A 26,539-nucleotide genomic window follows, 5' to 3' on the forward strand; every position below is an offset into this window, starting at 1 on the left:
CACCAGGAAGGATCTTCACCAGCAATGGCCGACGAGAACACTCCTGTCACCCCTGAAGAGGGCGGCATCATCGCCCAGCGTGTCGAGCCCGTCGGGCTCGAGACGGAGATGCAGCGCTCGTATCTCGACTACGCGATGTCCGTCATCGTCTCCCGCGCGCTGCCGGACGTCCGGGACGGCCTCAAGCCCGTCCACCGCCGCGTCCTGTACGCCATGTACGACGGCGGCTACCGTCCCGAGCGCGGCTTCTACAAGTGCGCCCGTGTCGTCGGCGACGTCATGGGCAACTACCACCCGCACGGCGACTCCTCGATCTACGACGCGCTGGTCCGCCTCGCGCAGTCGTGGTCGATGCGGATGCCGCTGGTGGACTCCAACGGCAACTTCGGCTCTCCCGGCAACGACCCGGCGGCCGCCATGCGGTACACCGAGTGCAAGATGATGCCGCTGTCCATGGAGATGGTCCGCGACATCGACGAGGAGACCGTCGACTTCACGGACAACTACGACGGCCGCTCCCAGGAGCCGACCGTCCTGCCCGCCCGCTTCCCGAACCTGCTGATCAACGGCTCGGCGGGCATCGCGGTCGGTATGGCGACCAACATCCCGCCGCACAACCTGCGCGAGGTGGCGTCCGGCGCCCAGTGGTACCTGGAGAACCCGGAGGCCTCGCACGAGGAGCTCCTGGACGCGCTGATGGAGCGCATCAAGGGCCCCGACTTCCCGACCGGCGCGCTCGTCGTGGGCCGCAAGGGCATCGAGGAGGCGTACCGCACGGGCCGTGGCTCGATCACCATGCGCGCGGTCGTCGAGGTCGAGGAGATCCAGAACCGCCAGTGCCTGGTGGTCACGGAGCTGCCCTACCAGACCAACCCCGACAACCTCGCGCAGAAGATCGCCGACCTGGTGAAGGACGGCAAGGTCGGCGGTATCGCGGACGTCCGGGACGAGACCAGCTCCCGTACCGGCCAGCGTCTGGTCATCGTGCTCAAGAGGGACGCGGTCGCCAAGGTCGTACTGAACAACCTCTACAAGCACACGGACCTCCAGTCGAACTTCAGCGCCAACATGCTGGCGCTGGTCGACGGGGTTCCGCGCACGCTGTCGCTGGACGCGTTCATCCGCCACTGGGTGGCGCACCAGATCGAGGTCATCGTCCGCCGTACGCGCTTCCGGCTGCGCAAGGCCGAGGAGCGGGCGCACATCCTGCGCGGTCTGCTGAAGGCCCTGGACGCCATCGACGAGGTCATCGCGCTGATCCGGCGCAGCGACACCGTCGACATCGCGCGCACGGGCCTGATGGAGCTCCTGGAGATCGACGAGATCCAGGCGAACGCCATCCTCGAGATGCAGCTGCGCCGACTGGCCGCCCTGGAGCGCCAGAAGATCATCCAGGAGCACGACGAACTCCAGGCGAAGATCACGGAGTACAACGCGATCCTGGCCTCGCCGGTCCGCCAGCGCGGCATCGTCAGCGAGGAACTCGCGGTCATCGTCGAGAAGTTCGGCGACGACCGCAAGACGATGCTGGTCCCCTACGACGGTGACATGTCCATCGAGGACCTGATCGCCGAGGAGGACATCGTCGTCACGGTCACGCGCGGCGGCTACGTCAAGCGCACCAAGACCGACGACTACCGCGCCCAGAAGCGCGGCGGCAAGGGCGTGCGCGGCACGAAGCTCAAGGAAGACGACATCGTCGACCACTTCTTCGTCTCCACGACCCACCACTGGCTGCTGTTCTTCACGAACAAGGGCCGGGTCTACCGCGCGAAGGCGTACGAGCTTCCCGACGCCGGCCGTGACGCGCGTGGACAGCATGTCGCGAACCTGCTGGCCTTCCAGCCGGACGAGGCGATCGCCGAGATCCTCGCGATCCGCACCTACGAGGTGGCGCCGTACCTGGTGCTGGCCACGAAGGGCGGCTTGGTCAAGAAGACGGCTCTGAAGGATTACGATTCGCCGCGTTCCGGTGGTGTCATCGCGATCAACCTCCGGGAGACGGACGACGGTTCGGACGACGAACTGATCGGAGCCGAGCTCGTTTCGGCCGAGGACGATCTGCTCCTGATCAGCAAGAAGGCCCAATCGATCAGGTTCACTGCCACTGATGACGCATTGCGTCCTATGGGCCGTGCGACCTCGGGTGTCAAGGGCATGAGTTTCCGCGGGGGAGACGAGCTGCTCTCGATGAATGTTGTTCGACCCGGTACGTTCGTGTTCACTGCCACAGACGGCGGGTACGCGAAGCGGACCGCCGTCGACGAATACCGCGTCCAGGGTCGCGGCGGCCTCGGCATCAAGGCCGCCAAGATCGTGGAGGACCGTGGTTCTCTCGTCGGCGCGCTGGTGGTCGAGGAGACCGACGAGATCCTCGCCATCACGCTGGGCGGCGGTGTGATTCGTACGCGAGTCAACGAGATCAGGGAGACGGGCCGTGACACCATGGGCGTCCAACTGATCAACCTGGGCAAGCGCGATGCCGTCGTCGGTATCGCACGTAACGCCGAGGCGGGACGCGAGGCGGAGGAGGTCGAGGGCGTTGACGCCGTCGACGAGACCGCCGAGGGTGCCGCGACCACCGGCACGGACGAGGGTGAGGCGCCCTCGCCCGAGTAGCACGAGGAGTGAGTCAGCGTGAGCGGAGCCACGGGCGCCGGATCGTCCGGTACCTCTACCGGTTCTCAGGCCGGTACGGACACGGACGGCGGCGGCCGTGGCTCCGCCGCGCAGGCGACAGATTCGCACACGACCCAGCTCAAAGCGATCAAGTCGCCCGCGAAGGATTCACCCTCGCCCGACTCGCATGGATCCCAGGGGGGAACTGTGACGGACACCCGAGGCCCGCAGACCCAGCAGTACGCGGCCGGCGCGGGCTCGGCTGCTCCGGGCGCACAGCCGCAGCAGCCTTCGGCCGAGCAGCCGGCCCCGTCCCCGCTGCCGGGAGAGCGCGGGCCCCAGCAGGCCGCCGGGCCGTACCACCCGCCGCAGGCCTACCCGGCGCAGGCCGCCGTCTCCGCGGGCGCCGTACGCCGCCCGCGCACCGGCGCGCGCACCACGCCGCGCACCCGCAAAGCGCGGCTGCGGGTGGCCAAGGCCGACCCGTGGTCGGTGATGAAGGTCAGCTTCCTGCTCTCCATCGCGCTGGGCATCTGCACGATCGTGGCGGCCGCGGTGCTGTGGATGGTCATGGACGCGATGGGCGTCTTCTCGACCGTCGGCGGCACGATCTCCGAGGCGACCGGCTCCAACGAGTCGAACGGCTTCGACCTGCAGTCCTTCCTGTCGCTGCCGAACGTCCTGATGTTCACGACGATCATCGCGGTCATCGACGTCGTCCTCGCGACGGCTCTCGCGACCCTCGGCGCGTTCATCTACAACCTCTCCGCGGGCTTCGTCGGCGGTGTCGAGCTGACGCTCGCCGAGGACGAGTGACATTAACTCCGATCGCCGTTCCAAACCCCTCCTGAGGGACCGCGGACAACCGATTTTGGGACTGCCCATGTCGTGCGCTAATCTTCAGGAGTCAGCGCGCGGGACACACACCGCAGAGCGCGGCGGGGCTATAGCTCAGTTGGTTAGAGCGCATCCCTGATAAGGATGAGGCCACAGGTTCAAATCCTGTTAGCCCCACCAGCACAAAGACCCCCAGGCGATCACGCTTGGGGGTCTTTGACATCTACGGCTGACATCAGCCGATGAGTGGATCTTCCAGAAGTTCGGCGAGCATGCCCACCGCTTCCCGTTCACTGTCGCCCACGACGTGCGTGTAGACGTCCATGGTCATGCTGATCTGGCTGTGCCGGAGGATCGCCTGAGCGACCTTGGGATGAACCTTCAGGAAGGCCAGCAGCGTCCCGCAGGTGTGCCGAGCAAGGCGGACCGTGATCCGGCGGACGCCAGCGCGTTTGACGAGCCGATCGAAGGTGCGGGAGAAACCCACCGGGTCGATCATGCCGCCGTGTTCGGAGGAGAAGATCAGATCATGGTCCGGCTCCTGCGACCAGTTCTCACCGGCGATCTTCCGTTCCAGCGCTTGCAACTCACGCCGCTCATCCAGGACACGGGCGCAGAACTCAGGGAGCGGGAGCACGGCCTGTGAGGACTCCGTCTTGAGGTCCTTGAGGACCAGGCCCACGCCCTTGACCCGCTGCACCTGCTTGACCGGGATGAAACGGCCGGCATCGAAGTCGATGTCCTGCCAGCGCAGCCCGAGCACCTCGCTGCGGCGGAGGCCGAGGACCAAGACGAGGACGCAGGCCGCGTAGAGCCGGTGGGCACGCACCGAGCGCAGGAAGGCGATCGCTTCCCGAGCGTTCCACGCTGTCCCCCTGTCCTTGCTGACCTTGGGCATGTCGACCAGGAGAGCGACGTTCCGCGTGATCAGTTCCTCGCGCATGGCCCGGTTGAGGGCGTTGCGGAGCACGCGCAGAACCTCGAAGCGGGCCGAGGCGCCAACCTTCTCCCGGGTCAGCGTGGCCATGAACACCCGGATCTGCGCCGGGGTGAGCTTGACCAGCGGTTTCTTGCCGAGATGGGGCAGCAGGTACAGCCGCACCTTGGACTCGTACTTCACGTACGTGTTGTGCTCGCGCTCCGGAGCGATGATGTGCTCCAGCCAGTAGGCCAGCCACTCCCCGAGCGTCCAAGACCGGGAGGGCACGGGGATGCCGTTGCGCTCCTGGTCCTGAAGCTTGCCCAGCTTCTCGTTCGCTTCGTCCCAGGTTCGGCCGTATACGTACTTGCGCACCCGGTTGCCGTCCGTGTCGGTCACATACGCGGCACCCTGGTAGCGGCCGTCCGACCGTTTGGTGATCGTGCCGCCGCCGTTGGGCCGACGCTTCGCCATCAGGCAGCCTCCCCGATCTGGCCGACGATGAAGTCGCGCACCGCGTGGTCGGGGATGCGGCGGCATCCGTCGACCTTGATGGACACGAGGCGGTGCGTACGGATCAGGTCGTAGACCTTGGTACGGCCCACCTTCAGCCGCGCCATGACCTCAGGCACAGTCAGCAACTCCGGGGCAGCGGTGGTCATGTAGCGGCTCCTTCCAGGTCGAGCAGGGCTGGTAGTTCCTCGCGGGCGGTCTCGCGGTTGAGTTGGATGTCTCGGCGGATGTTGGCGGCGAGCCAGGATTCGCCGGGGGTGTGGCCGTGTCCGGCGTAGGTCCAGTGGGCGAGCACGAGGGTGGTTGCCTCCGGGTTGTCGTCGGGGTCGGGCAGGCCGAGGGCGGTGCGTTGCTGGGTGGCGCGGTAGTCGGCGCGGACCTGGCGCAGGGCGCCGAGGGTGGTGGAGTAGAGGCGGGACTTGGTGGAGAAGTGGCCGCCGAAGCCGAGCATGTGAGCCCACTTGGCTAGAGGGCGGTCGGGGTAGAGCGGCTGGAGACCGATGCAGACGGTCATGAGGAGGCGGGCGTGCGCGGAGATGTCGAGGCGTGCGAGGTCTTCTGCCAGGCCGGTGCCGTGGCAGCCGGGGCATCGGCTGAGCGCGGAACGGGGGCGGTCGTAGCGGGCAGATCGGCCGGTTCCCCGGCACTTGCGGCAGTGGATCGGGGCGTCAGCGGCGCCGGAGATTTCGGCGGCCTTGGTGGCGTATTTGGCGACGTAGGAGGCGACGGCCTGTTCGGTGATCTCTTCACCGTCGCCGAAGGCGCCGATGGCCTGTACGTCGAGCTGTGTGCCCCAGCGCAGCGTCCGGGCGGGCTGTTCTCCGGCGGGCGGTACGTCGACCGCGACGCGGTGAGCGGCGGCGTGGATGGCGTCGGTGAGCAGGTCGAGGGTCGCCCAGGCCGGAGGCGGGGAGTTGGGGCCCTCGGGTCCGTCGAAGCGGATCACGGCGTGGAAGTGCACGGCTCCGCGCTTCTGGTACTCCGCGACCTTGCCGAAGGAGACGCGGGATTGTTCGTGGGCAGCTTTCTGGGTCAGGCCAGCGCGGCGGGCGATCTCCCGGCGCAGGTAGATCGTGAAGTAGCGCCACAGCTCGGAAGCGTGGTTGTTCCACAGCACCGCGCCCGCGTAGTCGTAGGTGGCCGGGTCCAGGGCTGTACCGAGTTCGGGCGCGTCTTCCTGGTGGCGGGTGCCGCAGGAGCACGGGCGGTTGCCGGGCCGGTTGTGGACCCGGCCGAACGACGGTGCGGTGAGGGTCGCGAAGACTCGCGGGTGATCGCGGATCGTTTCCGGGGTTCCCTTGGCCGGGTCTCCGACCAGCCCGGCGCGGATCAGGTGGTAGGTGTCTCCCGCGTAGGTCCAGGCGCAGGACGGGCAGCGCGAGGCGCGGCGGTTGCCGCAGGCGATGCGGAGACGGCCGCCGGGCTCGGTGTCGGTGGAGTAGGAGTGCAGCACCTGCCCGGTGAGCGCGTCGCGGGTGACGGTGGAGCCTTGCAGGTGGATGGGGTCGGAGCAGCCGCCGGTACGGCGGATTTGGTCTTGGATGCGGTCGAAGCCGTCAGACCCGGCCAGCCTCAGTACGTCGGCGAGGGTGGCCGGGTCCAGGCCCGCCATGGTGGCGGTGTCGGTCACGCGATCACTTCCTGCCGTGGGCGGGGCCGTGGTTGTCGGTGTAGTCCTCGACCAGGGCGGCCACGTCACGGGATCCGGAGGCGGTGTCGGACTGTCCGCAGCCGCCGCAGGTGTAGGAGCCGGACGGGGTGGAGGCGGTGGTGTTCCACCAGCGGGCGGGGTCGTCGTGCTTCCGGTAGATCGGTTCGGCGGCCACGTGCAGGCCCGGACGGTCGGGGGTGGGCGTGAGGTCAGACATGAGCCGCCTCCCCCTTGGTCGCCGGGGCGCGCCGGGTGTGGCCGGTGCCCTTGCAGGTCGGGCAGGCGACGCGGAGGGTGACGCGGGAGCCGTCGTCGGCACGGTCACCAGTGGCGATGGCGACGACGGGGAAGCCGTCGCAGTAACGGCAGACAGGCGTGTTCTGGGCGTGCTGGGGCATGATGGGGCTTCCCTTTCGGGTCCTTTGGATCTGGAAGTGGTGCAGGCGTCCGGGGCGGCGGTTCTTTGGCGAGAGAGCCGCCCCGGGGGCCGTTAGCGGCGGCGGGAGTAGCCGTGGCCGGGCGGCGGGTAGGCGCTGGTGTCCCCGCAGTCGTCGGCCAGTCCCTGGGCGTTGGCGGTGGCCAGCAGCGAGCCGGCGACTACGGCGGTGAAGTCGTCGACCGAATCGCCCTTCAGGTCGACGGCGATGTCGGTGAGCATCCGCTGTGTCAGCTCACGGTCGTTGCTCTTGGGGCTGCTGAAGAGGCCCATGTCAGCGGTTCCTTTCGGCGTTGAGGAGCGAGCGGAGGACGAGCGCGCACACGGCCACCGACATGCCCGTGATGGCGACCGCGAGGAGCATGGAGACCAGGACCGCGCCGACGACGAGGACGACGGCACCACCGCCGGCCGCGAGGGCGAGCGCGCTGCCGGGGGTGAGGTGGACGACAGGCCGGTTCGAGACCGAGGCGAGCGGAGCCTGAGCGACAGGAGCCGGCGGGGCGGGGAGGTCGGAGGCCGGAAGCGGTACGGAGGCGACCTGCGGGGCGGTGTCTTGGGGCGGGTACTTCGGGGTGAGCACGGGTGTTCTCCTTTGGGGGCCGGGTTACTTGACGAGGGAGTCGACGGTGGGGCTGAGGAAGCTGCCGGCGACGAGGTAGCCGCCGAGGAGGAGCAGGACGACCAGCCAGATCGGCGGGCGGGTGAGCTTGATCCCGAGGTATCCGACGACGATCACGGCGAGCCAGAGCGGAACGTCCATGACGGTGATCTCCCTTTCAGGCCTTGCAGCGGTGGGTGTTGGCGGCGAGTTCGGCGGCGGAGCGGTCGGTGTAGTCGGCGGAGAAGCCACAGCCCGGCGCGGTGCAGGCGGCGGCGTGCTTCTCGCGGCCACGGCCGTCGTAGTAGGTGGCGACCTGCACGGGGCCGATACGGCGCTTGTCGCGGAAGCGGCGGTAGGCGGTCACGGCGTCAGCCCTCCTGTCGCAGGCTGCGGCCGGGGAACTCAGCGAGGATCTGCTGAGCCGTTTTCGGGTCCGGGGTGCGGTCGGCGGCTTCTTCCGCGAGCAAGCGGGCCAGGGCCGGGCGTCCGGCGTCGGCCATCTCGCGGGCCGCGTTCACGAAGTCCTCGGGGCGCTCGAAGGGCTGCATGGTGGCCAACTTCTTTTCCTTTCAGGTGAGTTGGAGTTGTTCGGCGATTGCATGGGCCATGGGGGCGGGCAGTTGGAGCCGGGCCGACAGAGCGTCAGCGGGCATCGGGGAGCCAGTGGAAGCGTGGTGTGCGTCGGCGATCTTCCGTGCGTGATCCAGCAACGCGGCTGGAACCGCGGGCGCATCGGCCGGGAGTGCCTGGGCTGTTGCGGGTGCCAGTTCCGGCACCGGGTCCGGGGCCGGGGCGGGGTCGTTGGCGCGGTGCATGTCGACGTCCAGCGCGGCCGGTTCATCCACAGCCTGTGTAGGAGCGGCCGGTTCGGTCGGCGAGTGCACGAGGAGGGTGCCGCCGAGGAAGGCCAGGGCAGGCCAGCCGGCCACGAGGATGCGCAGCCAGGCAGGCACGTGCTCCAGGTCGAGGAGTCCGGCGGTGGCGATGTTGGCCCCGAGCGAGGCGCACAGCGCGATCGCGAACCAGGTCCAGGCGGAACGGTCCCGGCGGGCGGTACGCAGTCGGCGCCAGGCGGCGACCAGCAGCAGATCGACCGAGACCGGATAGGCCCAGGCCTTCCATCCCGTCTGGCCGGCCGCGTAGGCCAAGTCGTGCAGGTGGGCGAAGGACAGGGCGCCGGCGATGACTGCCTGGATGAGTACGGCGTCGACGCGGAGCCCCTTCATGACTGGCTCCGAGGAGCTCGCCCCAAGGCGCGGGCCACGGCATCGCAGTCGGCCGGGGTGTAGGCGGTACGTACTCCGGAGATCGACAGCCCGGCCGCCTCCGCCAGGGAAGCCAGCGTGTAGGGCCGAGGGGCGGTGAACTCCCGGGCGTAGGCCAGGTGGGCGCGGATGTGCTGGTCGATCTGGTCCCGCTGCTCTCGCAGAGCGGCGAGCTGACGAAGGAAGTCGTCCGAGGCAAGGTCGTCCAGGGCGGTCAGCGGCTCAGACATGACAGGTTCCTTCCTGAGATTGGGCCAGGAGCGGGCGGGGATCATGTCCGGCCGCCCGGCCCCGGCGAGCTTCAGTCGGTGGCTTCGCCGGAGCCCAGGCAGGCCAGGCAGATACCGGTCTGTTGGCCGACAGGGCGGCGCTTACGGCCGATGTGGACGGTGCGGGAGACCTCGCCGGAGCCCTTACAGGTCGAGCACTTCGGCGGTTCGGCCGGCGCGGGCGCGGTGGTCTTGGGCGCGGCCATGGCGGTCAGTCCTCGTCGAGGCGGGGGTAGTCGTGACCGGGCGGCGGGTAGGCACCCACGTGGTGGGCACGGCACTCGGCTTCCAGAGCACCGGCTATGACCTCGGTGAAGTCGTCCGCGGCCAGGCCGAAGTGGAGACCGTTCCTCAAGCTGTCGCACAGGTAGCCCAGCCGGCCGTTGTCGTCGCGCTCGTGCGGGGTGAAGCCGTACTCGTCTCGCTCGATTCGGTGCTGGTCCATGCCGATGTCTCCCTACTTGACCAGTGACGCAGCGGTGGCGGACGGTGCCAGGACGTGAGGCCGGAAGGCGTCGAGGAAGGGCAGGTCCGGCACCAGGTGAGCGAAGTCCCGGCAGGTGGCGGCGACTTCATCGCGGGAGGTCTCAGGGGTGCGGATGCGGCTCCAACCGCCGGAGGCATCGGTAGCCACGGCCGTACCGGGTCGATTCGCGGGGATCACGCACGCGGCCGGCACGGCAGTCGGAGCCACGTCCTTCAGCCCCATCTCGGCGGTTTCCTTGTCGTTGACCCGGTGCACCACCCGGCCCGTGAGCTGAGCACGGAGCATGGTGGCGCCCTTGCCCAGGTCGGAACCGAAGCGCTGACCGCAGATCTCCAGATAGATGCCGACCGCACGGGCCATCTGCGCCAGCCGGATCAAAGCGGTGACGATCCGGGTGCGGCGGTCCTCATCCTCTTTGCGGGAGATCAGGAAGAGTTCTGCGATCTCGTCGACCAGCACCACAATCGGTGCCGGCCGCAGGTCCGCCGGAAGCTCCCAGATGTCCGAGACGCCGTGCAGGTTCAGCAGGTCGAAACGGTCTTCCATCTCAGCGACCAGCACATCGGCCAGCGAGGCGGCATCATCCGGATTGGTCGCCAGCGCTGACAGGCGAGGAGCGAACACGGACTGTTCCACCCCGCGCTTGCAGTCCATCCCCACCAAAGCGACCGGCAGTTGAGCCAGCCCCTTGATCAGGTTGCGCTGATACATGGACTTGCCCGAGGAGTTGGCCCCCAGGGTGAGCGCCATCGGGGCTTTGAGGTAGTCCCGCTCGAACGCGGTCCCGTCATCGCGCAGCGCGACCGGCACGACCATGTCGTGAGGCTGTGCCTTACGCGGCATCCGCACCCGACGCAGCACGTCATACCCGGTCATCCGCAGTTCGACGAATCCCGGCTTGGTCGCCACGATCCGAATCGCGTGGACACCCCAGGCGTGCCGAAGACGCTCCGTCGAGGCGATCATGTCGGCGGGCTCCAGACCAGCCGGAAGCCGCAGCGTCACCCGCAGCCCCGTCGAGGTGGGCCGCACCCGGCGGATCTTCGGTGCGACCGGCTGCACCTCACGACGGGCCACGTTGCGAGCCATGAACGCCCGCAGGCCGGACGGCTGCACCGTCAGACCACACACGTCCATCGTCGAGCGGTAGGAGAACGTGAACCGGCCCCACGTGGCGGGCAGACCGACCAACGACCAGTACGCGCGAGGGGCGCGGTACTTCGCGTAGCCGAGCCCACCGGCACCGGCCGCAGCGCCGCCCAGCTCGAACCAGGTAGCGACGTCGGCCATGATCAGGCCCCCAGCGGGGTGATCGCGACCGCACTGAACGCGATACCGGTGCGCTTCTCACCCTTGATCACGTTGTCCCAGTCACGCGCCTTCAGGCCGATGACCTTGACCGGCATCCCCGGCACGAGGCCCTCGGGGTAACCGTTCTCCGGGACCGAGACCTTGAGAAGGTTCCCCTCCCCCTCGTCCGAGACCAGCAGGCCCACGGTCGACATGGGCTGACCCTCCTGGTTCACGGCCCGCTCACCGGTCTGGAAGTTCTTCACCTTCGGTTCGGGCGCAGTCGCCACAAACACCACCGCAGTCGAAGTGTCGATCTTGAACGACGGCACTGCATCTCCTCTAACAGAGTGGATCTCCTGCACTCATGTACAGGAGTTACGTGTAGAAGAGTGCCTAACTCATGTACAGGAGTCAAGCGCTATGGAGGTGCCGGCCGCGAAGTGGCTTGAAAGAAGCGGGCCCGTCAGTCCCTTGCAGCGAAGCGGTAGTCCAAAACGAACTGGTCAGCAGCCATGATGGTGTCGCAGACCTCGACCACTCGTTCATCGTCTGAAAAGGCACTGCGGACCAGGTGGATGACCGGGGCGCCGGGGCTCAGGGCAAGGGCGGTCGCCTCTGCCTTGGTGGCCAGTCGTGCCCTCACGGTCTCGATGAACTCCGCCAACATGTGACCGTGCTCTTCGAGGCGAGCGTAGATACCACCGCCGCCCGGGTTCTCGGCGAACATCTCGGGGATGTCCTTCACCACGTCCCATGGCAGGTAGGACGTTGCCTCTTCGGTGGGGATGCCATCGCGAAAGTACCTGCGCTTGCGGGCTAGAACCTTGGTTCCGGTCGCGACGTTCAATCGCTCCGCGATCTCGGCTGGCGCGTCGACAGGGCCGACGTACAGCACGTTCACGGAGGGAGTGCCGCCAGACTGTTCAGCTTCCGCGAGATAGGCAGCCTTGCCGGCCTTGCGGTGCGCCCGACGAAAACGATCGGACGACTTCCGCTGAACAGGGGGCCGCGAGCGGACGAAGGAACCACGCCCGTGATGGGTCTCGATCAACTGCGCCGCGCGCAGCTCGGCAACCGCCTTGCGTACGGTCCCTGAGGCGACGCTGTACCGAGTCATCAGCTCGGTCTCGCTGGGTACCGGAGACCCAGGCTTCAATGCCCCTGATCTGATCTGTGCTGCGAGATCATCCGCGATCTGGAGGTACTTCGCCTTGGCCGAAGATGTCACGTCGCCTGTCGCCATAGTCCTACAGTCTCCCCTATTCTCCTGTACATGAGTAACAGCCGCCCACAGAACCCGTCAACGCCGCTCCACTCGGTGTCCGTGGCGGGAGTCGTTGTGCGCGAGGACGGGCGTGTTTTGGTGATCCGTCGTGCCGACAACGGCAAGTGGGAGCCGCCCGGCGGGGTGCTTGAACGTACGGAAGCCATCGAAGATGGGGTCTGTCGCGAGGTGTACGAAGAGACCGGGATCAAGGTGCGCGTAGAGCGCTTGACCGGCGTCTACAAGAACATGACAGTCGGCGTTGTCGCCCTGGTATTCAGGTGTCAGCCCGAAGGCGGTCACGAACAGCTCTCGGACGAGTCGACCGCTGTTGCATGGCTCACCCCGGACGAGGCAGTAGCGGCGATGAGTGAGGTCTACGCGGTTCGCATCACGGACGCTTTGCGCGACGAGGCGCCGCACATCCGGACGCATGACGGCCGCAAGCTGACACCGCTGGTAGGCAACTGACCTTCGGCCGGGGATCCCGACCTGTTACAGGTTTCTCTACCTCATCAAGGGCCCGCGCAAGCGCGGGCTGGCCCCTTGGGCCTGGCCCCTCTGCGCCTTCGGCGCCGGGGCCTGGCCCCTGGGGCCGCAAGCATGTTACGGCCCGGACGGTAGAGCCCTAGACGGGCAAGCCACGGTCAAGACGGATGCCTCCGGCGGGGGATCGGCCGGCACCGGGGTGGAGGGGGCGCCGTACGCGACTGCGGGTTCGTAGTGGCGTACGCGGTAGGGCTTCCATCCCGTCCACCATCGACCCAGGCAGAGCCGAGCAGACGCGGCCCATGGCGTCCAGGTCGTTCGTACAGTGGCGCGCTCCACCTGGACGCCATGAACCACGCCCGCTCCACGGTGTGTGGGTCGACGGCGGACGGGATGGAAGCTGGGGTGAGTGGTGGGTGTTATGGGTGGCCTGTACCGCGGGGAGTAGGGACGCGGCACAGGCCCATGGTTCTCAGTGGTGGTGATTCCACCAGTAGAGCGCCAGCGCTCCGATCCCACTCAGACTGGCCTTCACGCCGACGCGCATGAGTTCATCCGTAGCGGAGTTCATGAGGCGGCGGAAATGATGTCGTGCCGACCGTTGTTCCAGTTCAGCCCGTATGCGCCTTCGCGAGCGGGCAGGCTGAAGAGCCTTCGCAGTGGGGCATTGTCGGACCCGGCACCTACACTTCCTGTAGCTGGGAATCGTGGCCTCCTTTGGTTGACGTCCCAGATGGTGATGGCGGCCTCCTGCGTAGGACCAGGGGGCCGCCGCCATTTCTGACGGAGGCCTGTGACCGCGCTAGAACAGTCTGACGCACGGCACTGACAGTAGGAGGCTCTAGGGGTCAAGCCAGTTCGCACAATTGTGCATGTACTGGATGAAGCGCGACAGGCGACTTGGGCCTCGGGCACTGCACCTCTGCCCTTGACGTCGATCCTCTTGGCCTTCCCTGCTAGGTCCACCACGACGGATATGACTGCGTCAGGGAGAGCCTTTGTACGAGTCGAGGCACAGCAACTTCTGCCTTGAATTTGCCGCTAGCGTGCAGTTCGGTCATGGCTACGTCAGTGCAGAACAGGAGGTCGACTCCTTGTTCGCGAGGAACTGGATGTCGTCGACGGGGAAGATGCCCATCTCGCGGTACCGCTTGCGGAAGCTGTCGCCCTTGCCGTCGTGGATGGAGTTGGCGAACTCGTTGGTGAACTCCTCCTGGCTAGCTTTGTGTTCGACGATGACCGACATGCTTGACCTGAGGTTCTCGTCGTCGGAGTTGTCGATGATCTCCCACAGGCAGTGCAGCAGGACAGGGACGCCGTTGCCCTCACTGGCCAGCTCCCTCGAGTCGGCACGCACCGCGAAGGCCTGGAGGCCTTGACTAGGCGCAATCGAATGGATGTTTCACGTGAAACACGACTCGGAGATGCGGCGGACGGTGATCGCTTCGATCTCGTGCAGGACCCAGTCGAAGAGGTACGTGAAGTGCTCGTTACACACAGTCTTCGTGCCGTCAAGCGGCTCACTGGTGTCTGACATCAGAGGCTGACACCAACAGGGACGGACAGGCGCGCAACGAGACGGACTCCGGCAACCAGTCCGACGCGGCCCGGCTGCGGCCTTATAGGTGCACCGGACGGCAGGGATCGACCTGATAAGGATGAGGCCACAGGTTCAAATCCTGTTAGCCCCACAGACAAAGATCGAGAAGTCGGGTGTCTCCCCAGTGGGAGGCACCCGTTCTTCGTTGTGGCAGCAGCAAGATGACCCCCCGGTCGATAAAGACCGGGGGGTTTCGCTTGTCTGTACGTCCATGCAGCGGGCGGGTACGCAAGTTCGCCGTTACATCGGGGAAGGGACGGCGCCGTCAGCGCTGGAGGGGTGTGGCCGGCTCTGCGGCCGAGTCGTCACAGGGGGGCGTGGCCCCCTCGGCCCCCTCGGCGTCCTCCGTGTCCGTGGGCGGGCGGTGGCGGCAGCTGGGGGTCTTGCCGTGGGCCTCGGCTCGGATGCGCTGCTTCATCGTGGGGGGCAGGGCCCTGGTGGCGGACCAGGGCCAGAGGGATGGCGCCGGTGTCTTGGCCTCGGTGCTGCTGTTGCGGGTCGGCTCGGTCTGCGGTACGGCCGCGGCGGCGGTCGTGGTGATGAGTCCGAGCGTCGTGCACAGCGCCAGGAGGGCGGTGACGATGGCGGTCCACAGGTTCATGACCTTGTTCTGGGCCATGGCCCCTCACTTTCGGGTTGGGCGATTTGCGTACTTTCCTCATGATGTGTATGGGGGCGGCGAAATCATGGACCGACGCCCGTGGCGCGTCGATGTTCAGATGAACACCACTCGGATGGGTGCAAGAACCCTGAAAAGTGGAGGAGAGTGGAGGAGAAGGCTCAAAGTGACCGTCCGTGGAGGTGTGATCACCCTCCGATCGGAGTGGTGTCATCCGCTTCTACTGCGGTGTCCAGGGCGGAAGTTGAGGGGCTGACGCAGGTCACCGATCGGTATCGGTCGGTGTGTATAGTCGGGCGCCAGAGGTCCCCTACGTCAAGGAAAGACGAGGTCGCACGGTGAAGAAGCTTCTCCTGGTCGCACTGGCCGCCATCGGCGGGCTCCTCGTGTACCGCCAGATCCAGGCGGATCGCGCCGAGCAGGATCTGTGGACGGAGGCGACCGACTCCGTGCCCACGGGTTCGTGAGTACCGACATTCGGTTCTGAACAGACCCCGGCCGCCTCGCGGTCGGGGTTTTGTGTTGCGCGAGACGCAGCCGGGCAGGATGAGCCACGATCAGGCGACGGCGAGGGGTGGCGCGTGATGGGGCGGCGTACGGTGCGGTGGCGCGGCGTGTGCGCGGCTGTCGTGGGAATGGCCCTGGCCGCCCTGCTGCCGGGACAGACGGCCCTCGCCGCGAGCACGCCCACTCCCTCGTATGCGTTCGCCCCCGACGCCCGGCCGGTCACTGGCTCCGCGACCTCCTCGGACGCCGAGTCCCTCGACATCGGCGAGACGTACCGGAGCACCCTCCCCGCGGGCGGCAAGCTCTACTACCGCCTCGTACTCGACAAGACGTCGGACACGTACGTCTCCGTCACGGCCGTCCCGCGCGCGGGCACGACGGTCTCCACCGGCGGCGGCATCAGGGTGTCCCTGCAGGACGCCGACAGCCGCTCCTGCTCCTTCGAGAGCGCCTACTTCAAAGCGAGCCGCAGTCCGCGGCCGATCGTCGCCTGGGGAGCGAGAGAGGCCTTCTCCCAGCGCGCCCTGTGCAAGGGTGCCGGCGTGTACTACGTGCGCGTGGAGCGCATCGACGGCACGGACGTATCGCCCGGCGAATGGGAGCTGGAGCTCGCTCCGGTGTCGGAGCCGGGCCTGGAGCGGGCCGAGGGGACGAGCGCGCCGCAGAGCTGGAACTCCACGCCCCCACAGCCCCCGACCGGTCAGGCCGTACGACGTCCGGGCGGCGCGGGCTTCGACGAGGCCGTGCCGGTGAAGGAGGGGGTCTGGAGCGCCGATGTGGCGCCCGGGCAGACGCTCTTCTACAAAGTGCCGGTCGACTGGGGGCAGCAGCTCCACGTCACCGCCGAACTGGGCAGCACGACTCGCGGCCGTTATGTGGCCGGCGCGCTCATCACGTCGCTGTACAACCCCGCACGCATGCCCGTCGACGACGTGGCCATCGGCTACAACGGCACCCAGAAGACGGACTCCCTCGACCCCTTGGCGCCGGTCGACTACACCAACCGCTACGACTCCTCCCGCCAGGTCAGAGCGATGCGGTTCGCCGGCTCGTACTACCTCGCCCTCCATCTCTCGTCGGCGATGGCCGAGAAGTACGGCGACAAGCCGTTCGGCGTGACGCTGCGGGTGGGGATCGACGGCACGGCCGAGACGGCACCCGCCTACGCGGCGCCGTCCAAGCCGCAGGGCCTCTTCGAGGTGTCGGCACAGGACCGGGCGGCAGCGGCAGCGGGCGGGGGCGCGGGAGGCGACGCGCTGATGAAGGTGGTCGCCGTGGCGGGCATCGGAGGCGGGAGCCTGGTGCTGGTGGTACTGGGGGCGTGGACGGTGGTGGCCCGGCGGAGGGCGGCCGGGCTCGTCGGGTAGGAGCGGAGGTTCTGGTGCCCGTGGGTGCTCAGATCCGGGTCAGTGCCCAGAAGCCCACGGCGTAGCAGGCCAGCGCGAGAAGCAGCATCGGGACGACCACCTTGGCCGGAAGGCCGGGACGCCGCCGCGCCCTGCGCGCTCCTCTGCCTGCGCGGTGCCGCGAAGTTTCCTGGGCCGGAGGTGGAACCTGCGGGACCTGAGCGGTGTACGAAGCAGTAGAGGCATCGGCGCGATGGAGCGGCGGTGACGCCAGGGGCCGCGTCGGGTAGGGCGGCGCCTGCGGCCGGGGGGAGGGCAGGACATGCGTGGCGTCGTCGGGGGAGACGTGGGAGGGCTGCTGCTGCGCGCCCTGCTGTGTCTGTGGCGGTGTCTGGCCGTCCGGGGGACGCACTTGAGGAGAGGAGCCAGTGGCCTGCGGGGGCGGCAGCGGGAAGCTGCCGGTGTCCGACATGCCGGTCGACCGCGCACCACCGGAGGACTCGGAGAGGTACGCCGCCGGCTGCGGCCCGGTGCTCTGACGGGGATCGGGTGGTACGGAGTCGGTGCCGGGCCATGCGGAGGCGGAGGCGCCGTCCCGCGCGGACTGCGGGAAGCCGGTACTCGGTTCCGGAGTGTCCGAGAGCCCCGCCCGCACCCCCGGCGCGGGCTTGAGCGGCCCTGCTGGGCCGAACCCCGGTGGCAGTGGCCCCAGTTGGTCGAAGATCTCGATCAGCTCGTCGTCGGGGCCCGGCTCCGGCAGAAGCTCCGCGGCCGCGGCGAGCGCCTTGCGCGCCCCGGTGGCGGTGCGGAACCGCGCCTGCGGATCCGGCTGCACCAGCGTCGCCACGACCTGCCACAGCGGCTCGGGAATGCCCTTGGGCGCACTCGGGGTGCCATGCGCCGCGAAGTACTGGACGAGAGCCTTGGCGTCCGGCTTGGCGCCCTCCAGGAGATACAGCGCGACCAGGCCGACGGCGAACAGATCGGCGGGAAAGTCCGGCTCCGAGCCCATCATCTGCTCGGGCGAGATGTAACCCGGCGTCCCCACCACGAGGTTGGTCTCCGTCAGCCGCGGCTCGCCCAGCCGCATCGCGATGCCGAAGTCGGACAGCCGCAGCCGGGGCCGAGCGGTGCCGGTGGCCTCCAGCAGCACGTTGGCGGGCTTGATGTCCCGGTGCACCACACCCTCCGCGTGCACCGCCGCCAGCCCCGACAGGAGTTGGTCGAGGAGCGTGCACACGAAGGGCGGTGGCAGGGGACCGTAGTCCCCGATCAGATGGGCCAGCGAACCTCCGCCGACCAGATCCATGGTGAACAGGACCTTGTCGTCGTCGGCGGCCCAGCTGGCGGGCGCGAGCACATGGGGGTGGTCGATCCGCAGCGCCTGTTCGCGGACGAAGCGCAGCAGCGAGTGCGCGTCGCTCTGCTGCAGCACCTTGGCGGCGACATACCGACGGCGGCGGTGGTCCCAGGCGCGCCATACGGCGCCGACACCTCCGCGCCCGATCGGATCGACGAGTTCGTACCGGCCGGCGAAGACCTCACCCATGGCAGTGCGTCGCTCCTCCCCCTGCGGTCTCCCCCCTTGCCTCCCCCTCCACGAGCGATACGACTCCCGCCGCACCGCTCCAGGATGAGTGACACCCCTCGCACCGCTCCCCGGCGAGCGACACGGCCCGTCTCCCGGCCGGTGAGTGACACGCCCCCACGTGTCCCTCCCCGGATGAGTGACGACTCCCGTGCCCTCTCCAGCGGCACGACTCCCCCGTGCCTCCTCGGCCGTCGTCCCGGCTGCCGAACCCCCTTCGGTGACCGGGCCGCGGAGTCAGCTCTGGTGGGACTGGTAGTGCGCGACCGCGTCGGAGGTGCGGCCCGCGCCGTAGACCCGGAGGAACTCTGCCAGTTCCGGATGGGTCGGGGCGAGGGTGTCCGCCGCCTCGATGATGTCCCCCGCGGCCGCGACCGACCGGAGCAGTGACTGGATCTCACGGACGACCCGCTTGACCGTCGGCGCTCCCGAACTGCTGGTCGTGGTCGTGGCGTTGCTGAGCACCGAGCCCCCTTGCGACTTCTTGATCTCGTCCATCCGCTCGGTCGCCTCGGCCGCGCTGACGCTGCCGTCCGCGACCTGCCTCGCCAGATCCTGCAGCAACTGCACCCGCTGGACCACGGCCGGATTGCCGATCTTCGCCCGCTGACCGCTCATCAGCTGCGACAGCATCGGTGCCGACAGTCCCAGTACCCCCGCGAGACGAGCCTGGTTGAGACCAAGATCGTCTATGAGCTTACGGAAGAGCGCCCCCAGCGGCTCCCCGTACCAGTTCCGCTGCAGTTCCCGCGCTCTCGCGGTCGCTTCCTGCTGTGCGGCGTCCATTGCGTCTCCCCATCGCTTCCCCAAATACCGCGGTTCGCTGTAGCGAACCACGCCGAGCATCTTACGGAGAGTGGTCGTTCATCGGGACCCCCAATCTTTTTGCGAGATACCGGGGGCGACCCGGTACTCTGGTCTGCGACGCCCACCGGTATGAGTCACTTCCGGTTGGACGCTCCCCTCCCGGGGCCTTAGCTCAGTTGGTAGAGCGCTGTCTTTGCATGGCAGATGTCAGGGGTTCGACTCCCCTAGGCTCCACACCTCGGACCGGTCAGACGCCCTTCACGGCGGCTGGCCGGTTCTTGCATGTGCGGGTTTTTCACGTCACGGATCCACGCGGGCGCCAGGTGTGGACGGAGAAGGTCCTCCGGGGTGACGTGCGTCACTCGACGGCATCTGAGCCGTTGCAGATATTTGCGCAAACGCGATAGCCGCAGGGTGCCCGAACCCGTCGTGTGAGTAGCCGACCAGCTGCCGGAGTCGATGATTCCGCTGGTGGAGGCCTTGTGGGGACTGGTGGGAACGTGTGCTCGTAACCAGGGCGATGCTCTCCGTCAGCGCAGTCTGGGCGGAACTTGCACACCTGAACCGTTGCAAACGTCATCGTGGGTGCAGAGGGCAAGCATCCGCCGTTCCACGTGAAACATCGCTGTGGGGCAGGAGACCCTCAAGTCTCCTGCCCCACAGCGATGTTCGCAGTGCCGGACGTCAGTGCCGGACGTCAGTGTCGTTCGTCGCGGTGCGCGGCCTCTTCCTCGGCTTCCTTGACCTGCACCTCCGGGTCGAGCACGGACTGACCGCTGCCGTCGACCGACGTCAGCCGAGTCGACTCCGGGACCTCCGTCGCGGCGGGCGGCTCGACCAGCCAGTCGGGGTTGGCCTGCTTGTCCCACCACTTCCAGGCGGCGTAGGCGCCGCCCGCGACGACGCCCGCAACCGCCAGCGCCTTGGCGAGACGGCCTACCCTCGCCCGACGTTCCTGCTTACGGACCAGCTTCTCGATCTGCTTGGCCGAGACCTGACCGCGCAGCGCGAGCAGCGCGGCCGTACCGCGGGATGCGGCCTCGTCCCTCACGGGCCCGGCCGCGGCCACGGCCTGCTCGATCTTCGGACGTGAATAGTCGGCGGCCTGCCGGGCAGCCTTGCGGGTGCGGACGGCGGCCTCGTGGGCGGCCTGGTCGACCTTCGGCGGCACATGCGTCAGGGCCTGTTCCAGACGCGGCGCGAGATGCGCGTCGTACTGGACGCGGGCCTGCTCGGCCGCCTGTGACACCTTCGGCGCGAGCCGTACGCGTGCCTCGTGTGTGTAGTGAGCGGCCCTGTCCTTGGCCGTGTCGGCGTAGGGCGCCACCACTTCCGCGGCGTGCAGCACGCTGTCCTTCGCCGAACCGGTCGCGGCGCGCACGCTGTCGATGCGGGTCACGGGAATCCTCCTCCTCGGTGGCGTACGGTAATTCGACTTTCCACCCTTTTACGGATCATGCCTGCCAACGGGCACCTGGGCATGTGTGGGCAGGCATCCGGGTCATGGGCGGTGACTCCGGACGATCTCCGATCAAGCGCTGCTGAAGGATCGATCACATGCAATAGCGGATGAATACGGGCAACGGGAGCTTGTCGTCGACAATGCCACGGATCGTCGGCGAACGCCCCCGGCCCGGAACTACTCGACCGGTTTTCTGCAGACGACAGCCCGCAACGGACACCCGGAGAAGGGCGACGGGGTCGGATCGCGTCGACCGTGCAAGGATCGGGGGAGTTACAGAAACAACGGAAGGCACATCGTGGCCGAGCAGCTCTACGCCACCCTCAGGACCAACCACGGCGACATCGAGGTCCAGCTCTTCCCGAATCACGCGCCGATGACGGTCAAGAACTTCGTCGAGCTCGCCACCGGCCGACGCGAGTGGACCAACCCCACCACCGGCGAGAAGTCCACGGCCAGGCTCTACGACGGCACAGTCTTCCACCGGGTCATCAGCGGCTTCATGATCCAGGGCGGCGACCCGCTGGGCAACGGCACCGGCGGCCCCGGCTACCAGTTCAAGGACGAGTTCCACCCGGACCTCTCCTTCGACAGGCCCTATCTGCTGGCCATGGCCAACGCCGGACCGGGTACCAACGGCTCGCAGTTCTTCCTCACCGTCGGCACCACGGCATGGCTGAACCGCAAGCACACCATCTTCGGCGAGGTCACCGACCCGGCCAGCCAGAAGGTCGTCGACGCCATCGCGGGCACGGAGATCCACCCGCGCACCTCCCGCCCGCTCAACGACGTCGTCATCGAGTCGGTCTTCGTCGAGACCCGCAAGGGCTGATCACCGAGCCGGGCAGGGCCGAGGCGAACGCCCCGGTCCGTCGGCGCCGGGCCCACCAGGGAACCAAACGCCCCGCTCGTCCGTAAGGATGGGCGGGGCGGTTTCATTGCATACGACGACTTAGGGGACCCCGATGGACCAGGCGCCAGGCAGCCCACAGGGCCCGGAGGAGCAGGGACCCCAGCAAGCCGAGGGCCTGCCCGGCTGCTACCGCCACCCCGACCGCGAGACCGCCATCCGCTGCACCCGCTGCGAACGCCCGATCTGCCCCGAGTGCATGGTCAGCGCCTCCGTCGGCTTCCAGTGCCCCGACTGCGTCCGCGGCGGCTCCGGTACCGGCCACCGCCCCGACGCCGCCATCCCCCGCACGATCGCAGGCGGCACGATCGCGGCCGACCCCCGGCTGGTCACCAAGATTCTCATCGGGATCAACCTCGCCGTGTTCATCGCCGTCCGGGCCTCGGACTCACTGCTCAGCGATCTGGTCCTCATCGGCGCCTGGCCGCCGGCCCCCTTCACGGCCACCGAGGGCGTCGCGGACGGCCAGTGGTACCGCATGGTCACCTCGATGTTCACGCACCAGGAGATCTGGCACATCGCCTTCAACATGCTGAGCCTGTGGTGGCTCGGCGGACCGCTGGAGGCGGCCCTCGGCCGGGCCCGCTACCTCGCGCTCTACCTGGTGTCCGGCCTCGTCGGCAGCGTCCTGGCCTATCTGCTGGAGTCCCCGACCACGGCCACGCTCGGCGCCTCCGGCGCCATCTTCGGCCTGTTCGGCGCCACCGCCGTCCTGATGCGCCGGCTCAACTACGACATGCGTCCGATCATCGCGCTCCTGGTGATCAACATGATCTTCACCTTCAACCCGGCGTTCGACATCTCCTGGCAGGCCCACATCGGCGGCCTCGTCGGCGGCGTGGTCATCGGCTACGCCATGGTGCACGCCCCGCGCGAACGACGGGCCCTGATCCAGTACGGCACGTGCGCCCTGGTCCTCGCCCTGGTCGTCGTATTGACGCTGGTGAGGACGGCTCAGCTCACCTGAGCGGGAGCAGTTGTCCACAGCGAGTGGCGAATCTTGTGCATAGTGTGCGCGAACAAGCGTGCCCCCTGTCGCTGACCTGTGTTTCCGCAGGTCGGACAGGGGGCGAACATGCTTTCGGGTGACCGGTAGTTCCGTCACACCGGCGTCAACGCTGGATGAGTTATCCACAGATCGTCGTTCTTTTTCCCCACTGTGGAAAACGCTGTGGATAACTCAGCGGATAGCCCTGGGCAGAGCTGTGTTCACCGCGAAGCAGTCACTACTTCCACTGCGTGGAGACGCCGAAGCCCGCGGCGATGAAGCCGAAGCCCACCACGATGTTCCAGTTGTCGAGCGAGTCGATGGGCAGCGAGCCGTCCGTCACATAGAAGACGACGATCCAGGCCAGCCCGATGACGAACAGGGCCAACATGACGGGTGCGACCCAGGCGCGGTTGGTCAGCTTGATGCTGGTCGCCTGCTTCGCAGGCGGCGGCGTGTAATCGGCCTTCTTGCGGATACGTGACTTCGGCACGAGGGTCTCTCCTGTCGATGCGCTGCGTGGCCGCGCAGGTAACTAGGTCGGGCTCGGGGCAGCGTACAAGGGGACACTGAGTGCTCCCCCGGGCGTCCGTTAGCGTAGTGCTTCCGCGGCGCCGAAGGAGATAAGGGTACGTTGAGCAATTCTGCCGACTCCCCCCAGGCCGGATCCAGCCCTGTCCGCGGACGGAGATTCCGGCCCGTGCGGCTGCTCACGGTGGCCGTCTTCGCTCTCGCGGGCCTCATCTTCTTCACCAGCTTCAATACGGCCAAGGGCACCAATATCCGTACGGATGCCTCACTGCTGAAGCTCTCCGACCTCATCCTGGAGCGCAGCCACAAGAACGGTCAGCTGGATGAGACCACCGGGACGCTCAGGGACGACGTCGAGGCGCTGGCCGAGCGGGACGACGGCAGCACCAAGGCCGAGGACGACAAGCTGGCGGCGCTGGAGAAGAAGGCGGGGACGCAGAAGCTGAGGGGCGAGGCGATCTCCGTCACGCTCAACGACGCCCCGCCGGACGCCACCGCCAAGCTCCCCGGCTATCCCGAGCCGCAGCCCGATTACCTGGTCATCCACCAGCAGGACCTGCAGGCCGTGGTGAACGCGATGTGGCAGGCCGGCGCCCAGGGCATCAAGGTCATGGACCAGCGGCTGATCTCCACCAGCGCCGTGCGCTGCGTGGGCAACACGCTCATCCTCCAGGGCCGGGTCTACTCACCGCCGTACAAGATCACGGCGATCGGGGACCCGGAGAAGCTGCGCACGTCGCTCGCGGCGAGCCCGGCGATCCAGAACTACATGGTCTACGTCAACGTCTACGGACTCGGCTGGAAAGTCGAGAACGAAGGGACGGTGACTCTGCCCGGCTACTCGGGCACAGTGGATCTGCAGTACGCCAAGCCTGTGGAGTAGGCCTTCTGGAGCCGCCGGTGCGTGTTGTCGTCAGGACCGTCAGCGAACTCTGCATCACCGTCGGCACCGTCATCGTGCTCTTCGTCGTCTACGTGCTGTTCTGGACCGGCGTGAAGGCCGACGACGTCATGGGCGAGCAGATCGACCAGTTGCAGGACCAGTGGTCGAGGGGGAGCGTGCGGCAGCCGACGGGGGGCGCCTCGTCCGGAACGCCGGAGCCGACGGCGTACAAGAGCGGCAAGCCCTTCGCGATCATGTACATCCCCCGGCTTGGTTTCACGTGGAACAAGCCCGTGCTGGAGGGGACGGCCGTCGGCACCCTGAAGAAGGGGCTCGGGCACTACGCGCGGACCGCGCGGCTCGGGGAGAAGGGCAACTTCTCGGTGGCCGGTCACCGGCGTACGTACGGCGACCCCTTCAAGGACTTTCCCAAGCTGCGGCGCGGGGACGCGGTGGTGCTGACGGACGGGACCACCTGGTTCACGTATCGGATCGACAAAGGCCCCTACAAAACCGTGCCCACGGACGTTGAGGTGATCGATCCTGTGCCACGTAAGTCGGGGTATACGCGCTCGGGCCGCTATCTCACCCTGACCACGTGCGATCCGGAGTGGGGGCACAGTCACCGGCTGATCGTGTGGGCGCATCTGGACTCCACACAGCCTGTGGAGAAAGGGAAGCCGACGGCCCTGCGCCGTTAGTCTGGTGCGGTACGGCGTGAGTCTGGTGCCGTGGTGCGACGGAAGGGACGGCATGTACGGCTGGATCTGGCGGCATCTGCCAGGGAACGCGTGGGTGAGGGCTTTCATCTCACTCGTGCTGGTGCTTGCTGTGGTCTACGTCCTTTTCCAGTATGTCTTCCCGTGGGCCGAACCGCTGCTGCCCTTCAACGATGTGACGGTGGACAACCAGTGAGTGCGCGGATTCTCGTCGTCGACAACTACGACAGCTTCGTCTTCAACCTGGTGCAGTACCTGTACCAGCTGGGCGCCGAGTGCGAGGTGCTGCGCAACGACGAGGTGTCGACGGCGCACGCCCAGGACGGCTTCGACGGTGTGCTGCTGTCGCCGGGCCCGGGAACGCCGGAGGAGGCGGGCGTCTGCATCGAGATGGTCCGCCACTGCGCGGCCACCGGGGTGCCCGTCTTCGGTGTGTGCCTGGGGATGCAGTCGATGCAGGTGGCGTACGGCGGTGTCGTGGACCGGGCGCCGGAGCTGCTGCACGGCAAGACGTCGTTGGTGGAGCACGAGGGCAAGGGTGTCTTCGCGGGTCTGCCGACGCCCTTCACGGCGACCCGCTATCACTCCCTCGCTGCCGAGCCGAAGACGGTGCCGGCCGAGCTGGAGGTGACCGCGCGGACCCACGACGGGATCATCATGGGGCTGCGCCACCGTGAACTGCGGGTCGAGGGTGTGCAGTTCCACCCCGAGTCGGTGCTGACGGAACACGGGCACCGGATGCTGGCCAACTGGCTGGTGGAGTGCGGCGACCAGGGTGCGGTGGCGCGAAGCGCGGGGCTGGCCCCGGTGGTGGGCAGGGCCTCGGCGTGACCGCACTGCGCCCCGAGCGCGAGTCCGGGACCTCGTACGGGAAGCAGTCGTACGAGGATGCCGGTGCGCTTGGGGACTGGTACGGCAGCGCGTCGTACGGCACGGGCGGCGGGGCGGGTGTGGATGAGCCCTGGGTGCCGCCTGCCGACGACGAGACGGTGGCGCTGCGGATACCGGAGCCGCCGCCGACGCGAATAGACGGGTCCGTACCGGCGTCTGGACCGGTGTCTGACGCCTCGTCCGCCACAGGAGCCCCTGGATCCCCTGCGGGGGGCCGTGCGGCCCGGAGAAAGGCCGCCAAGCGCCGTGGTGGGCGTCATGGGGGTGGAGCGAGGCCTTCCGTGGAGTCGGCGGAGGCGTCGGACGACGGGAAGTCGTCGGCTCCGCTCTCCCGTGTCGAGGCCCGGCGGCAGGCGCGGGCGAGCAAGCCCGGTCCGGCGGTGCTGGCGAGCCGGGCGGTCGGTGAGGTGTTCATCACGACCGGCGTCCTGATGCTCCTGTTCGTCACCTACCAGTTGTGGTGGACGAACGTGCGGGCGCACGCGCAGGCCGGCAGGGAGGCGAGCTCGCTTCAGAACGAGTGGGCGAGCGGGAAGCGGGCGCCGGGCGAGTTCGAGCCGGGACAGGGGTTCGCGCTGCTGCACATTCCCAAGCTGGACGTGGTCGTGCCGATAGCGGAGGGCGTCAGCAACAAGAAGGTGCTCGACCGCGGCATGGTCGGGCACTACTCCGAGGGTGCGCTGAAGACGGCGATGCCGAGCGCGAAGTCCGGGAACTTCGGGCTCGCGGGACACCGGAACACCCATGGCGAGCCGTTCCGGTACATCAACAAGCTCAGCGCGGGCGACGAGATCGTCGTGGAGACGCAGGACGACTACTTCGTCTACAAGATGACGTCGTCGCTGCCGGTGACGGCGCCGAGCAACACCAGTGTGCTCAATCCGGTTCCTCCGCAGTCGGGTTTCACCGAGCCGGGCCGCTACATCACCCTGACGACCTGCACGCCGGAGTTCACCAGCAAGTACCGGTTGATCGTCTGGGGCAAGATGGTCGAGGAACGGCCGCGCAGCAAGGGCAAGCCGGATGCGCTCGTCCAGTAAGG

General features: G+C 67.8%; 34 protein-coding genes, 2 tRNA genes and 1 pseudogene. 14 read left to right on the forward strand and 23 right to left on the reverse strand.

All coding sequences use genetic code 11. The features are described 5' to 3' along the window. The first annotated feature begins 24 nt into the window (after window positions 1-24). The 3 genes from gyrA (at window position 25) to OG381_RS24165 (ending at window position 3,636) form a co-directional block, all read left to right on the forward strand. On the forward strand, window positions 25-2,619 hold the full coding sequence (gyrA, locus tag OG381_RS24155) for a DNA gyrase subunit A (RefSeq protein ID WP_327718138.1): 2,595 nt from the start codon (window positions 25-27) through the stop codon (window positions 2,617-2,619). 18 nt (window positions 2,620-2,637) lie between these two features. Beyond that, window positions 2,638-3,435: a DUF3566 domain-containing protein gene (locus tag OG381_RS24160; RefSeq protein ID WP_307028472.1), complete on the forward strand. Its 798-nt coding sequence runs from the start codon at window positions 2,638-2,640 to the stop codon at window positions 3,433-3,435. A 124-nt stretch (window positions 3,436-3,559) separates the two neighbouring features. Beyond that, window positions 3,560-3,636, forward strand: a tRNA-Ile gene (locus OG381_RS24165). 55 nt (window positions 3,637-3,691) lie between these two features. On the opposite strand, the gene OG381_RS24170 is transcribed toward OG381_RS24165, so the two are convergent. The 17 genes from OG381_RS24170 to OG381_RS24250 all read right to left on the reverse strand — a co-directional run bounded on the left by OG381_RS24170 (window position 3,692) and on the right by OG381_RS24250 (window position 12,136). After that, entirely contained in the window at window positions 3,692-4,849 is a 1,158-nt protein-coding gene (locus OG381_RS24170) for a tyrosine-type recombinase/integrase (RefSeq protein ID WP_327718139.1), read from the reverse strand. Next, complete coding sequence (locus OG381_RS24175) at window positions 4,849-5,037, reverse strand: helix-turn-helix domain-containing protein (RefSeq protein WP_007453452.1); 189 nt, start codon at window positions 5,035-5,037, stop codon at window positions 4,849-4,851. The genes OG381_RS24170 and OG381_RS24175 overlap by 1 nt, the downstream gene beginning before the upstream one ends. After that, a complete protein-coding gene (locus OG381_RS24180) occupies window positions 5,034-6,518 on the reverse strand; it encodes a replication initiator (protein ID WP_327718140.1) in 1,485 nt (494 codons plus the stop codon). The genes OG381_RS24175 and OG381_RS24180 overlap by 4 nt, the downstream gene beginning before the upstream one ends. 4 nt (window positions 6,519-6,522) lie before the next feature. Continuing rightward, window positions 6,523-6,756, reverse strand: coding sequence for a hypothetical protein (locus OG381_RS24185; RefSeq protein ID WP_327718141.1), 234 nt, complete (start codon window positions 6,754-6,756; stop codon window positions 6,523-6,525). Further along, window positions 6,749-6,937 (reverse strand): hypothetical protein, encoded by a 189-nt coding sequence (locus OG381_RS24190; protein ID WP_327718142.1) that lies wholly within the window; start codon window positions 6,935-6,937, stop codon window positions 6,749-6,751. Before OG381_RS24190 ends, OG381_RS24185 begins: the two co-directional genes overlap by 8 nt. A gap of 92 nt (window positions 6,938-7,029) precedes the next feature. Beyond that, entirely contained in the window at window positions 7,030-7,248 is a 219-nt protein-coding gene (locus OG381_RS24195) for a hypothetical protein (protein WP_327718143.1), read from the reverse strand. Between the two features lies 1 nt (window position 7,249). Next, a complete protein-coding gene (locus tag OG381_RS24200; protein ID WP_327718144.1) occupies window positions 7,250-7,558 on the reverse strand; it encodes a SpdD protein in 309 nt (102 codons plus the stop codon). Window positions 7,559-7,582: 24 nt separating this feature from the next. Next, a complete protein-coding gene (locus OG381_RS24205) occupies window positions 7,583-7,738 on the reverse strand; it encodes a hypothetical protein (RefSeq protein WP_327718145.1) in 156 nt (51 codons plus the stop codon). Between the two features lie 16 nt (window positions 7,739-7,754). Continuing rightward, window positions 7,755-7,943 (reverse strand): mobile element transfer protein, encoded by a 189-nt coding sequence (locus OG381_RS24210; RefSeq protein ID WP_327718146.1) that lies wholly within the window; start codon window positions 7,941-7,943, stop codon window positions 7,755-7,757. Between the two features lie 4 nt (window positions 7,944-7,947). After that, window positions 7,948-8,127, reverse strand: coding sequence for a hypothetical protein (locus tag OG381_RS24215; protein WP_327722541.1), 180 nt, complete (start codon window positions 8,125-8,127; stop codon window positions 7,948-7,950). A 21-nt stretch (window positions 8,128-8,148) separates the two neighbouring features. Further along, window positions 8,149-8,805 carry a DUF2637 domain-containing protein gene (locus tag OG381_RS24220; protein ID WP_327718147.1) on the reverse strand — a complete coding sequence of 219 codons (657 nt, stop codon included), beginning with the start codon at window positions 8,803-8,805 and terminating at the stop codon, window positions 8,149-8,151. After that, on the reverse strand, window positions 8,802-9,074 hold the full coding sequence (locus OG381_RS24225; protein WP_327718148.1) for a hypothetical protein: 273 nt from the start codon (window positions 9,072-9,074) through the stop codon (window positions 8,802-8,804). The genes OG381_RS24220 and OG381_RS24225 overlap by 4 nt, the downstream gene beginning before the upstream one ends. A gap of 71 nt (window positions 9,075-9,145) precedes the next feature. Further along, the gene (locus tag OG381_RS24230; protein ID WP_327718150.1) at window positions 9,146-9,319 is read right to left on the reverse strand and encodes a hypothetical protein; all 174 of its coding nucleotides are present in this window, start codon (window positions 9,317-9,319) and stop codon (window positions 9,146-9,148) included. A gap of 5 nt (window positions 9,320-9,324) precedes the next feature. After that, a complete protein-coding gene (locus OG381_RS24235; protein ID WP_327718151.1) occupies window positions 9,325-9,558 on the reverse strand; it encodes a hypothetical protein in 234 nt (77 codons plus the stop codon). Between the two features lie 12 nt (window positions 9,559-9,570). Then, the gene (locus tag OG381_RS24240; protein ID WP_327718152.1) at window positions 9,571-10,890 is read right to left on the reverse strand and encodes an FtsK/SpoIIIE domain-containing protein; all 1,320 of its coding nucleotides are present in this window, start codon (window positions 10,888-10,890) and stop codon (window positions 9,571-9,573) included. A gap of 2 nt (window positions 10,891-10,892) precedes the next feature. After that, a complete protein-coding gene (locus OG381_RS24245) occupies window positions 10,893-11,222 on the reverse strand; it encodes an SCO3933 family regulatory protein (RefSeq protein WP_327718153.1) in 330 nt (109 codons plus the stop codon). 134 nt (window positions 11,223-11,356) lie between these two features. Continuing rightward, a complete protein-coding gene (locus OG381_RS24250; RefSeq protein WP_327718154.1) occupies window positions 11,357-12,136 on the reverse strand; it encodes a GntR family transcriptional regulator in 780 nt (259 codons plus the stop codon). A gap of 18 nt (window positions 12,137-12,154) precedes the next feature. Here OG381_RS24250 and OG381_RS24255 point away from each other — a divergent pair, with 18 nt between their 5' ends. After that, window positions 12,155-12,628, forward strand: coding sequence for an NUDIX hydrolase (locus OG381_RS24255; RefSeq protein ID WP_327722542.1), 474 nt, complete (start codon window positions 12,155-12,157; stop codon window positions 12,626-12,628). A gap of 1,102 nt (window positions 12,629-13,730) precedes the next feature. Here OG381_RS24255 and OG381_RS24260 read toward each other — a convergent pair. Together OG381_RS24260 and OG381_RS24265 are read right to left on the reverse strand one after the other, a co-directional pair. Beyond that, window positions 13,731-13,865, reverse strand: a pseudogene (locus tag OG381_RS24260) (DnaA ATPase domain-containing protein); the annotation flags it as partial. A gap of 646 nt (window positions 13,866-14,511) precedes the next feature. Next, on the reverse strand, window positions 14,512-14,865 hold the full coding sequence (locus OG381_RS24265) for a DUF6344 domain-containing protein (protein ID WP_327718155.1): 354 nt from the start codon (window positions 14,863-14,865) through the stop codon (window positions 14,512-14,514). Between the two features lie 338 nt (window positions 14,866-15,203). Here OG381_RS24265 and OG381_RS24270 point away from each other — a divergent pair, with 338 nt between their 5' ends. Both OG381_RS24270 and OG381_RS24275 read left to right on the forward strand, forming a co-directional pair. Then, window positions 15,204-15,332, forward strand: coding sequence for a DLW-39 family protein (locus OG381_RS24270; RefSeq protein ID WP_003999697.1), 129 nt, complete (start codon window positions 15,204-15,206; stop codon window positions 15,330-15,332). 117 nt (window positions 15,333-15,449) lie between these two features. Beyond that, window positions 15,450-16,739 (forward strand): hypothetical protein, encoded by a 1,290-nt coding sequence (locus OG381_RS24275; protein WP_327718156.1) that lies wholly within the window; start codon window positions 15,450-15,452, stop codon window positions 16,737-16,739. A gap of 28 nt (window positions 16,740-16,767) precedes the next feature. Here the strand turns inward: OG381_RS24275 and OG381_RS24280 are convergent, their stop codons facing one another. Together OG381_RS24280 and OG381_RS24285 are read right to left on the reverse strand one after the other, a co-directional pair. Then, window positions 16,768-18,267, reverse strand: a complete 1,500-nt coding sequence (locus OG381_RS24280; protein ID WP_327718157.1) for a protein kinase domain-containing protein — start codon at window positions 18,265-18,267, stop codon at window positions 16,768-16,770. 276 nt (window positions 18,268-18,543) lie between these two features. Next, the gene (locus OG381_RS24285) at window positions 18,544-19,092 is read right to left on the reverse strand and encodes a helix-turn-helix domain-containing protein (protein WP_327718158.1); all 549 of its coding nucleotides are present in this window, start codon (window positions 19,090-19,092) and stop codon (window positions 18,544-18,546) included. Window positions 19,093-19,274: 182 nt separating this feature from the next. Between OG381_RS24285 and OG381_RS24290 the strand changes: the two genes are divergently transcribed. Beyond that, window positions 19,275-19,347 (forward strand) — tRNA-Ala (locus tag OG381_RS24290). A gap of 463 nt (window positions 19,348-19,810) precedes the next feature. On the opposite strand, the gene OG381_RS24295 is transcribed toward OG381_RS24290, so the two are convergent. Next, window positions 19,811-20,512 (reverse strand): DUF5324 family protein, encoded by a 702-nt coding sequence (locus tag OG381_RS24295; RefSeq protein ID WP_327718159.1) that lies wholly within the window; start codon window positions 20,510-20,512, stop codon window positions 19,811-19,813. Between the two features lie 361 nt (window positions 20,513-20,873). Here OG381_RS24295 and OG381_RS24300 point away from each other — a divergent pair, with 361 nt between their 5' ends. Both OG381_RS24300 and OG381_RS24305 read left to right on the forward strand, forming a co-directional pair. Then, window positions 20,874-21,407 carry a peptidylprolyl isomerase gene (locus OG381_RS24300; RefSeq protein WP_327718160.1) on the forward strand — a complete coding sequence of 178 codons (534 nt, stop codon included), beginning with the start codon at window positions 20,874-20,876 and terminating at the stop codon, window positions 21,405-21,407. Between the two features lie 133 nt (window positions 21,408-21,540). Next, the gene (locus tag OG381_RS24305) at window positions 21,541-22,452 is read left to right on the forward strand and encodes a rhomboid family intramembrane serine protease (protein WP_327718161.1); all 912 of its coding nucleotides are present in this window, start codon (window positions 21,541-21,543) and stop codon (window positions 22,450-22,452) included. A gap of 259 nt (window positions 22,453-22,711) precedes the next feature. Here the strand turns inward: OG381_RS24305 and crgA are convergent, their stop codons facing one another. Then, the gene (crgA, locus tag OG381_RS24310) at window positions 22,712-22,966 is read right to left on the reverse strand and encodes a cell division protein CrgA (RefSeq protein WP_307028434.1); all 255 of its coding nucleotides are present in this window, start codon (window positions 22,964-22,966) and stop codon (window positions 22,712-22,714) included. A 141-nt stretch (window positions 22,967-23,107) separates the two neighbouring features. Here crgA and OG381_RS24315 point away from each other — a divergent pair, with 141 nt between their 5' ends. The 5 genes from OG381_RS24315 to OG381_RS24335 are packed head-to-tail and all read left to right on the forward strand — an operon-like array spanning window position 23,108 to window position 26,537. Then, window positions 23,108-23,887 carry a DUF881 domain-containing protein gene (locus OG381_RS24315; protein ID WP_327718162.1) on the forward strand — a complete coding sequence of 260 codons (780 nt, stop codon included), beginning with the start codon at window positions 23,108-23,110 and terminating at the stop codon, window positions 23,885-23,887. Between the two features lie 17 nt (window positions 23,888-23,904). Next, a complete protein-coding gene (locus tag OG381_RS24320; protein WP_327718163.1) occupies window positions 23,905-24,588 on the forward strand; it encodes a class E sortase in 684 nt (227 codons plus the stop codon). A 16-nt stretch (window positions 24,589-24,604) separates the two neighbouring features. Beyond that, window positions 24,605-24,802, forward strand: a complete 198-nt coding sequence (locus OG381_RS24325) for a hypothetical protein (protein WP_307028428.1) — start codon at window positions 24,605-24,607, stop codon at window positions 24,800-24,802. After that, a complete protein-coding gene (locus OG381_RS24330; RefSeq protein ID WP_327718164.1) occupies window positions 24,799-25,437 on the forward strand; it encodes an aminodeoxychorismate/anthranilate synthase component II in 639 nt (212 codons plus the stop codon). The genes OG381_RS24325 and OG381_RS24330 overlap by 4 nt, the downstream gene beginning before the upstream one ends. Then, window positions 25,434-26,537, forward strand: coding sequence for a class E sortase (locus OG381_RS24335; RefSeq protein ID WP_327718165.1), 1,104 nt, complete (start codon window positions 25,434-25,436; stop codon window positions 26,535-26,537). Before OG381_RS24330 ends, OG381_RS24335 begins: the two co-directional genes overlap by 4 nt. The last annotated feature ends 2 nt before the right edge of the window (window positions 26,538-26,539 follow it).

It is taken from the genome of Streptomyces sp. NBC_00490 (genome assembly GCF_036013645.1).
In the GTDB taxonomy this organism is placed as follows: domain Bacteria; phylum Actinomycetota; class Actinomycetes; order Streptomycetales; family Streptomycetaceae; genus Streptomyces; species Streptomyces canus_F.

Bases quoted from the DNA above. Each gene is read 5' to 3' on its own strand.
- OG381_RS24220 (WP_327718147.1), bottom strand. From the start codon at position 8,805: ATGAAGGGGCTCCGCGTCGACGCCGTACTCATCCAGGCAGTCATCGCC.
- OG381_RS24285 (WP_327718158.1), bottom strand. From the start codon at position 19,092: ATGGACGCCGCACAGCAGGAAGCGACCGCGAGAGCGCGGGAACTGCAG.
- OG381_RS24240 (WP_327718152.1), bottom strand. From the start codon at position 10,890: ATGGCCGACGTCGCTACCTGGTTCGAGCTGGGCGGCGCTGCGGCCGGT.
- OG381_RS24250 (WP_327718154.1), bottom strand. From the start codon at position 12,136: ATGGCGACAGGCGACGTGACATCTTCGGCCAAGGCGAAGTACCTCCAG.
- OG381_RS24195 (WP_327718143.1), bottom strand. From the start codon at position 7,248: ATGGGCCTCTTCAGCAGCCCCAAGAGCAACGACCGTGAGCTGACACAG.
- OG381_RS24175 (WP_007453452.1), bottom strand. From the start codon at position 5,037: ATGACCACCGCTGCCCCGGAGTTGCTGACTGTGCCTGAGGTCATGGCG.
- OG381_RS24265 (WP_327718155.1), bottom strand. From the start codon at position 14,865: ATGGCCCAGAACAAGGTCATGAACCTGTGGACCGCCATCGTCACCGCC.
- gyrA (WP_327718138.1), top strand. From the start codon at position 25: ATGGCCGACGAGAACACTCCTGTCACCCCTGAAGAGGGCGGCATCATC.
- OG381_RS24280 (WP_327718157.1), bottom strand. From the start codon at position 18,267: ATGGGTGAGGTCTTCGCCGGCCGGTACGAACTCGTCGATCCGATCGGG.
- OG381_RS24190 (WP_327718142.1), bottom strand. From the start codon at position 6,937: ATGCCCCAGCACGCCCAGAACACGCCTGTCTGCCGTTACTGCGACGGC.
- OG381_RS24235 (WP_327718151.1), bottom strand. From the start codon at position 9,558: ATGGACCAGCACCGAATCGAGCGAGACGAGTACGGCTTCACCCCGCAC.
- OG381_RS24205 (WP_327718145.1), bottom strand. From the start codon at position 7,738: ATGGACGTTCCGCTCTGGCTCGCCGTGATCGTCGTCGGATACCTCGGG.
- OG381_RS24230 (WP_327718150.1), bottom strand. From the start codon at position 9,319: ATGGCCGCGCCCAAGACCACCGCGCCCGCGCCGGCCGAACCGCCGAAG.
- OG381_RS24170 (WP_327718139.1), bottom strand. From the start codon at position 4,849: ATGGCGAAGCGTCGGCCCAACGGCGGCGGCACGATCACCAAACGGTCG.
- OG381_RS24225 (WP_327718148.1), bottom strand. From the start codon at position 9,074: ATGTCTGAGCCGCTGACCGCCCTGGACGACCTTGCCTCGGACGACTTC.
- OG381_RS24275 (WP_327718156.1), top strand. From the start codon at position 15,450: ATGGGGCGGCGTACGGTGCGGTGGCGCGGCGTGTGCGCGGCTGTCGTG.
- OG381_RS24185 (WP_327718141.1), bottom strand. From the start codon at position 6,756: ATGTCTGACCTCACGCCCACCCCCGACCGTCCGGGCCTGCACGTGGCC.
- OG381_RS24305 (WP_327718161.1), top strand. From the start codon at position 21,541: ATGGACCAGGCGCCAGGCAGCCCACAGGGCCCGGAGGAGCAGGGACCC.
- OG381_RS24215 (WP_327722541.1), bottom strand. From the start codon at position 8,127: ATGCAGCCCTTCGAGCGCCCCGAGGACTTCGTGAACGCGGCCCGCGAG.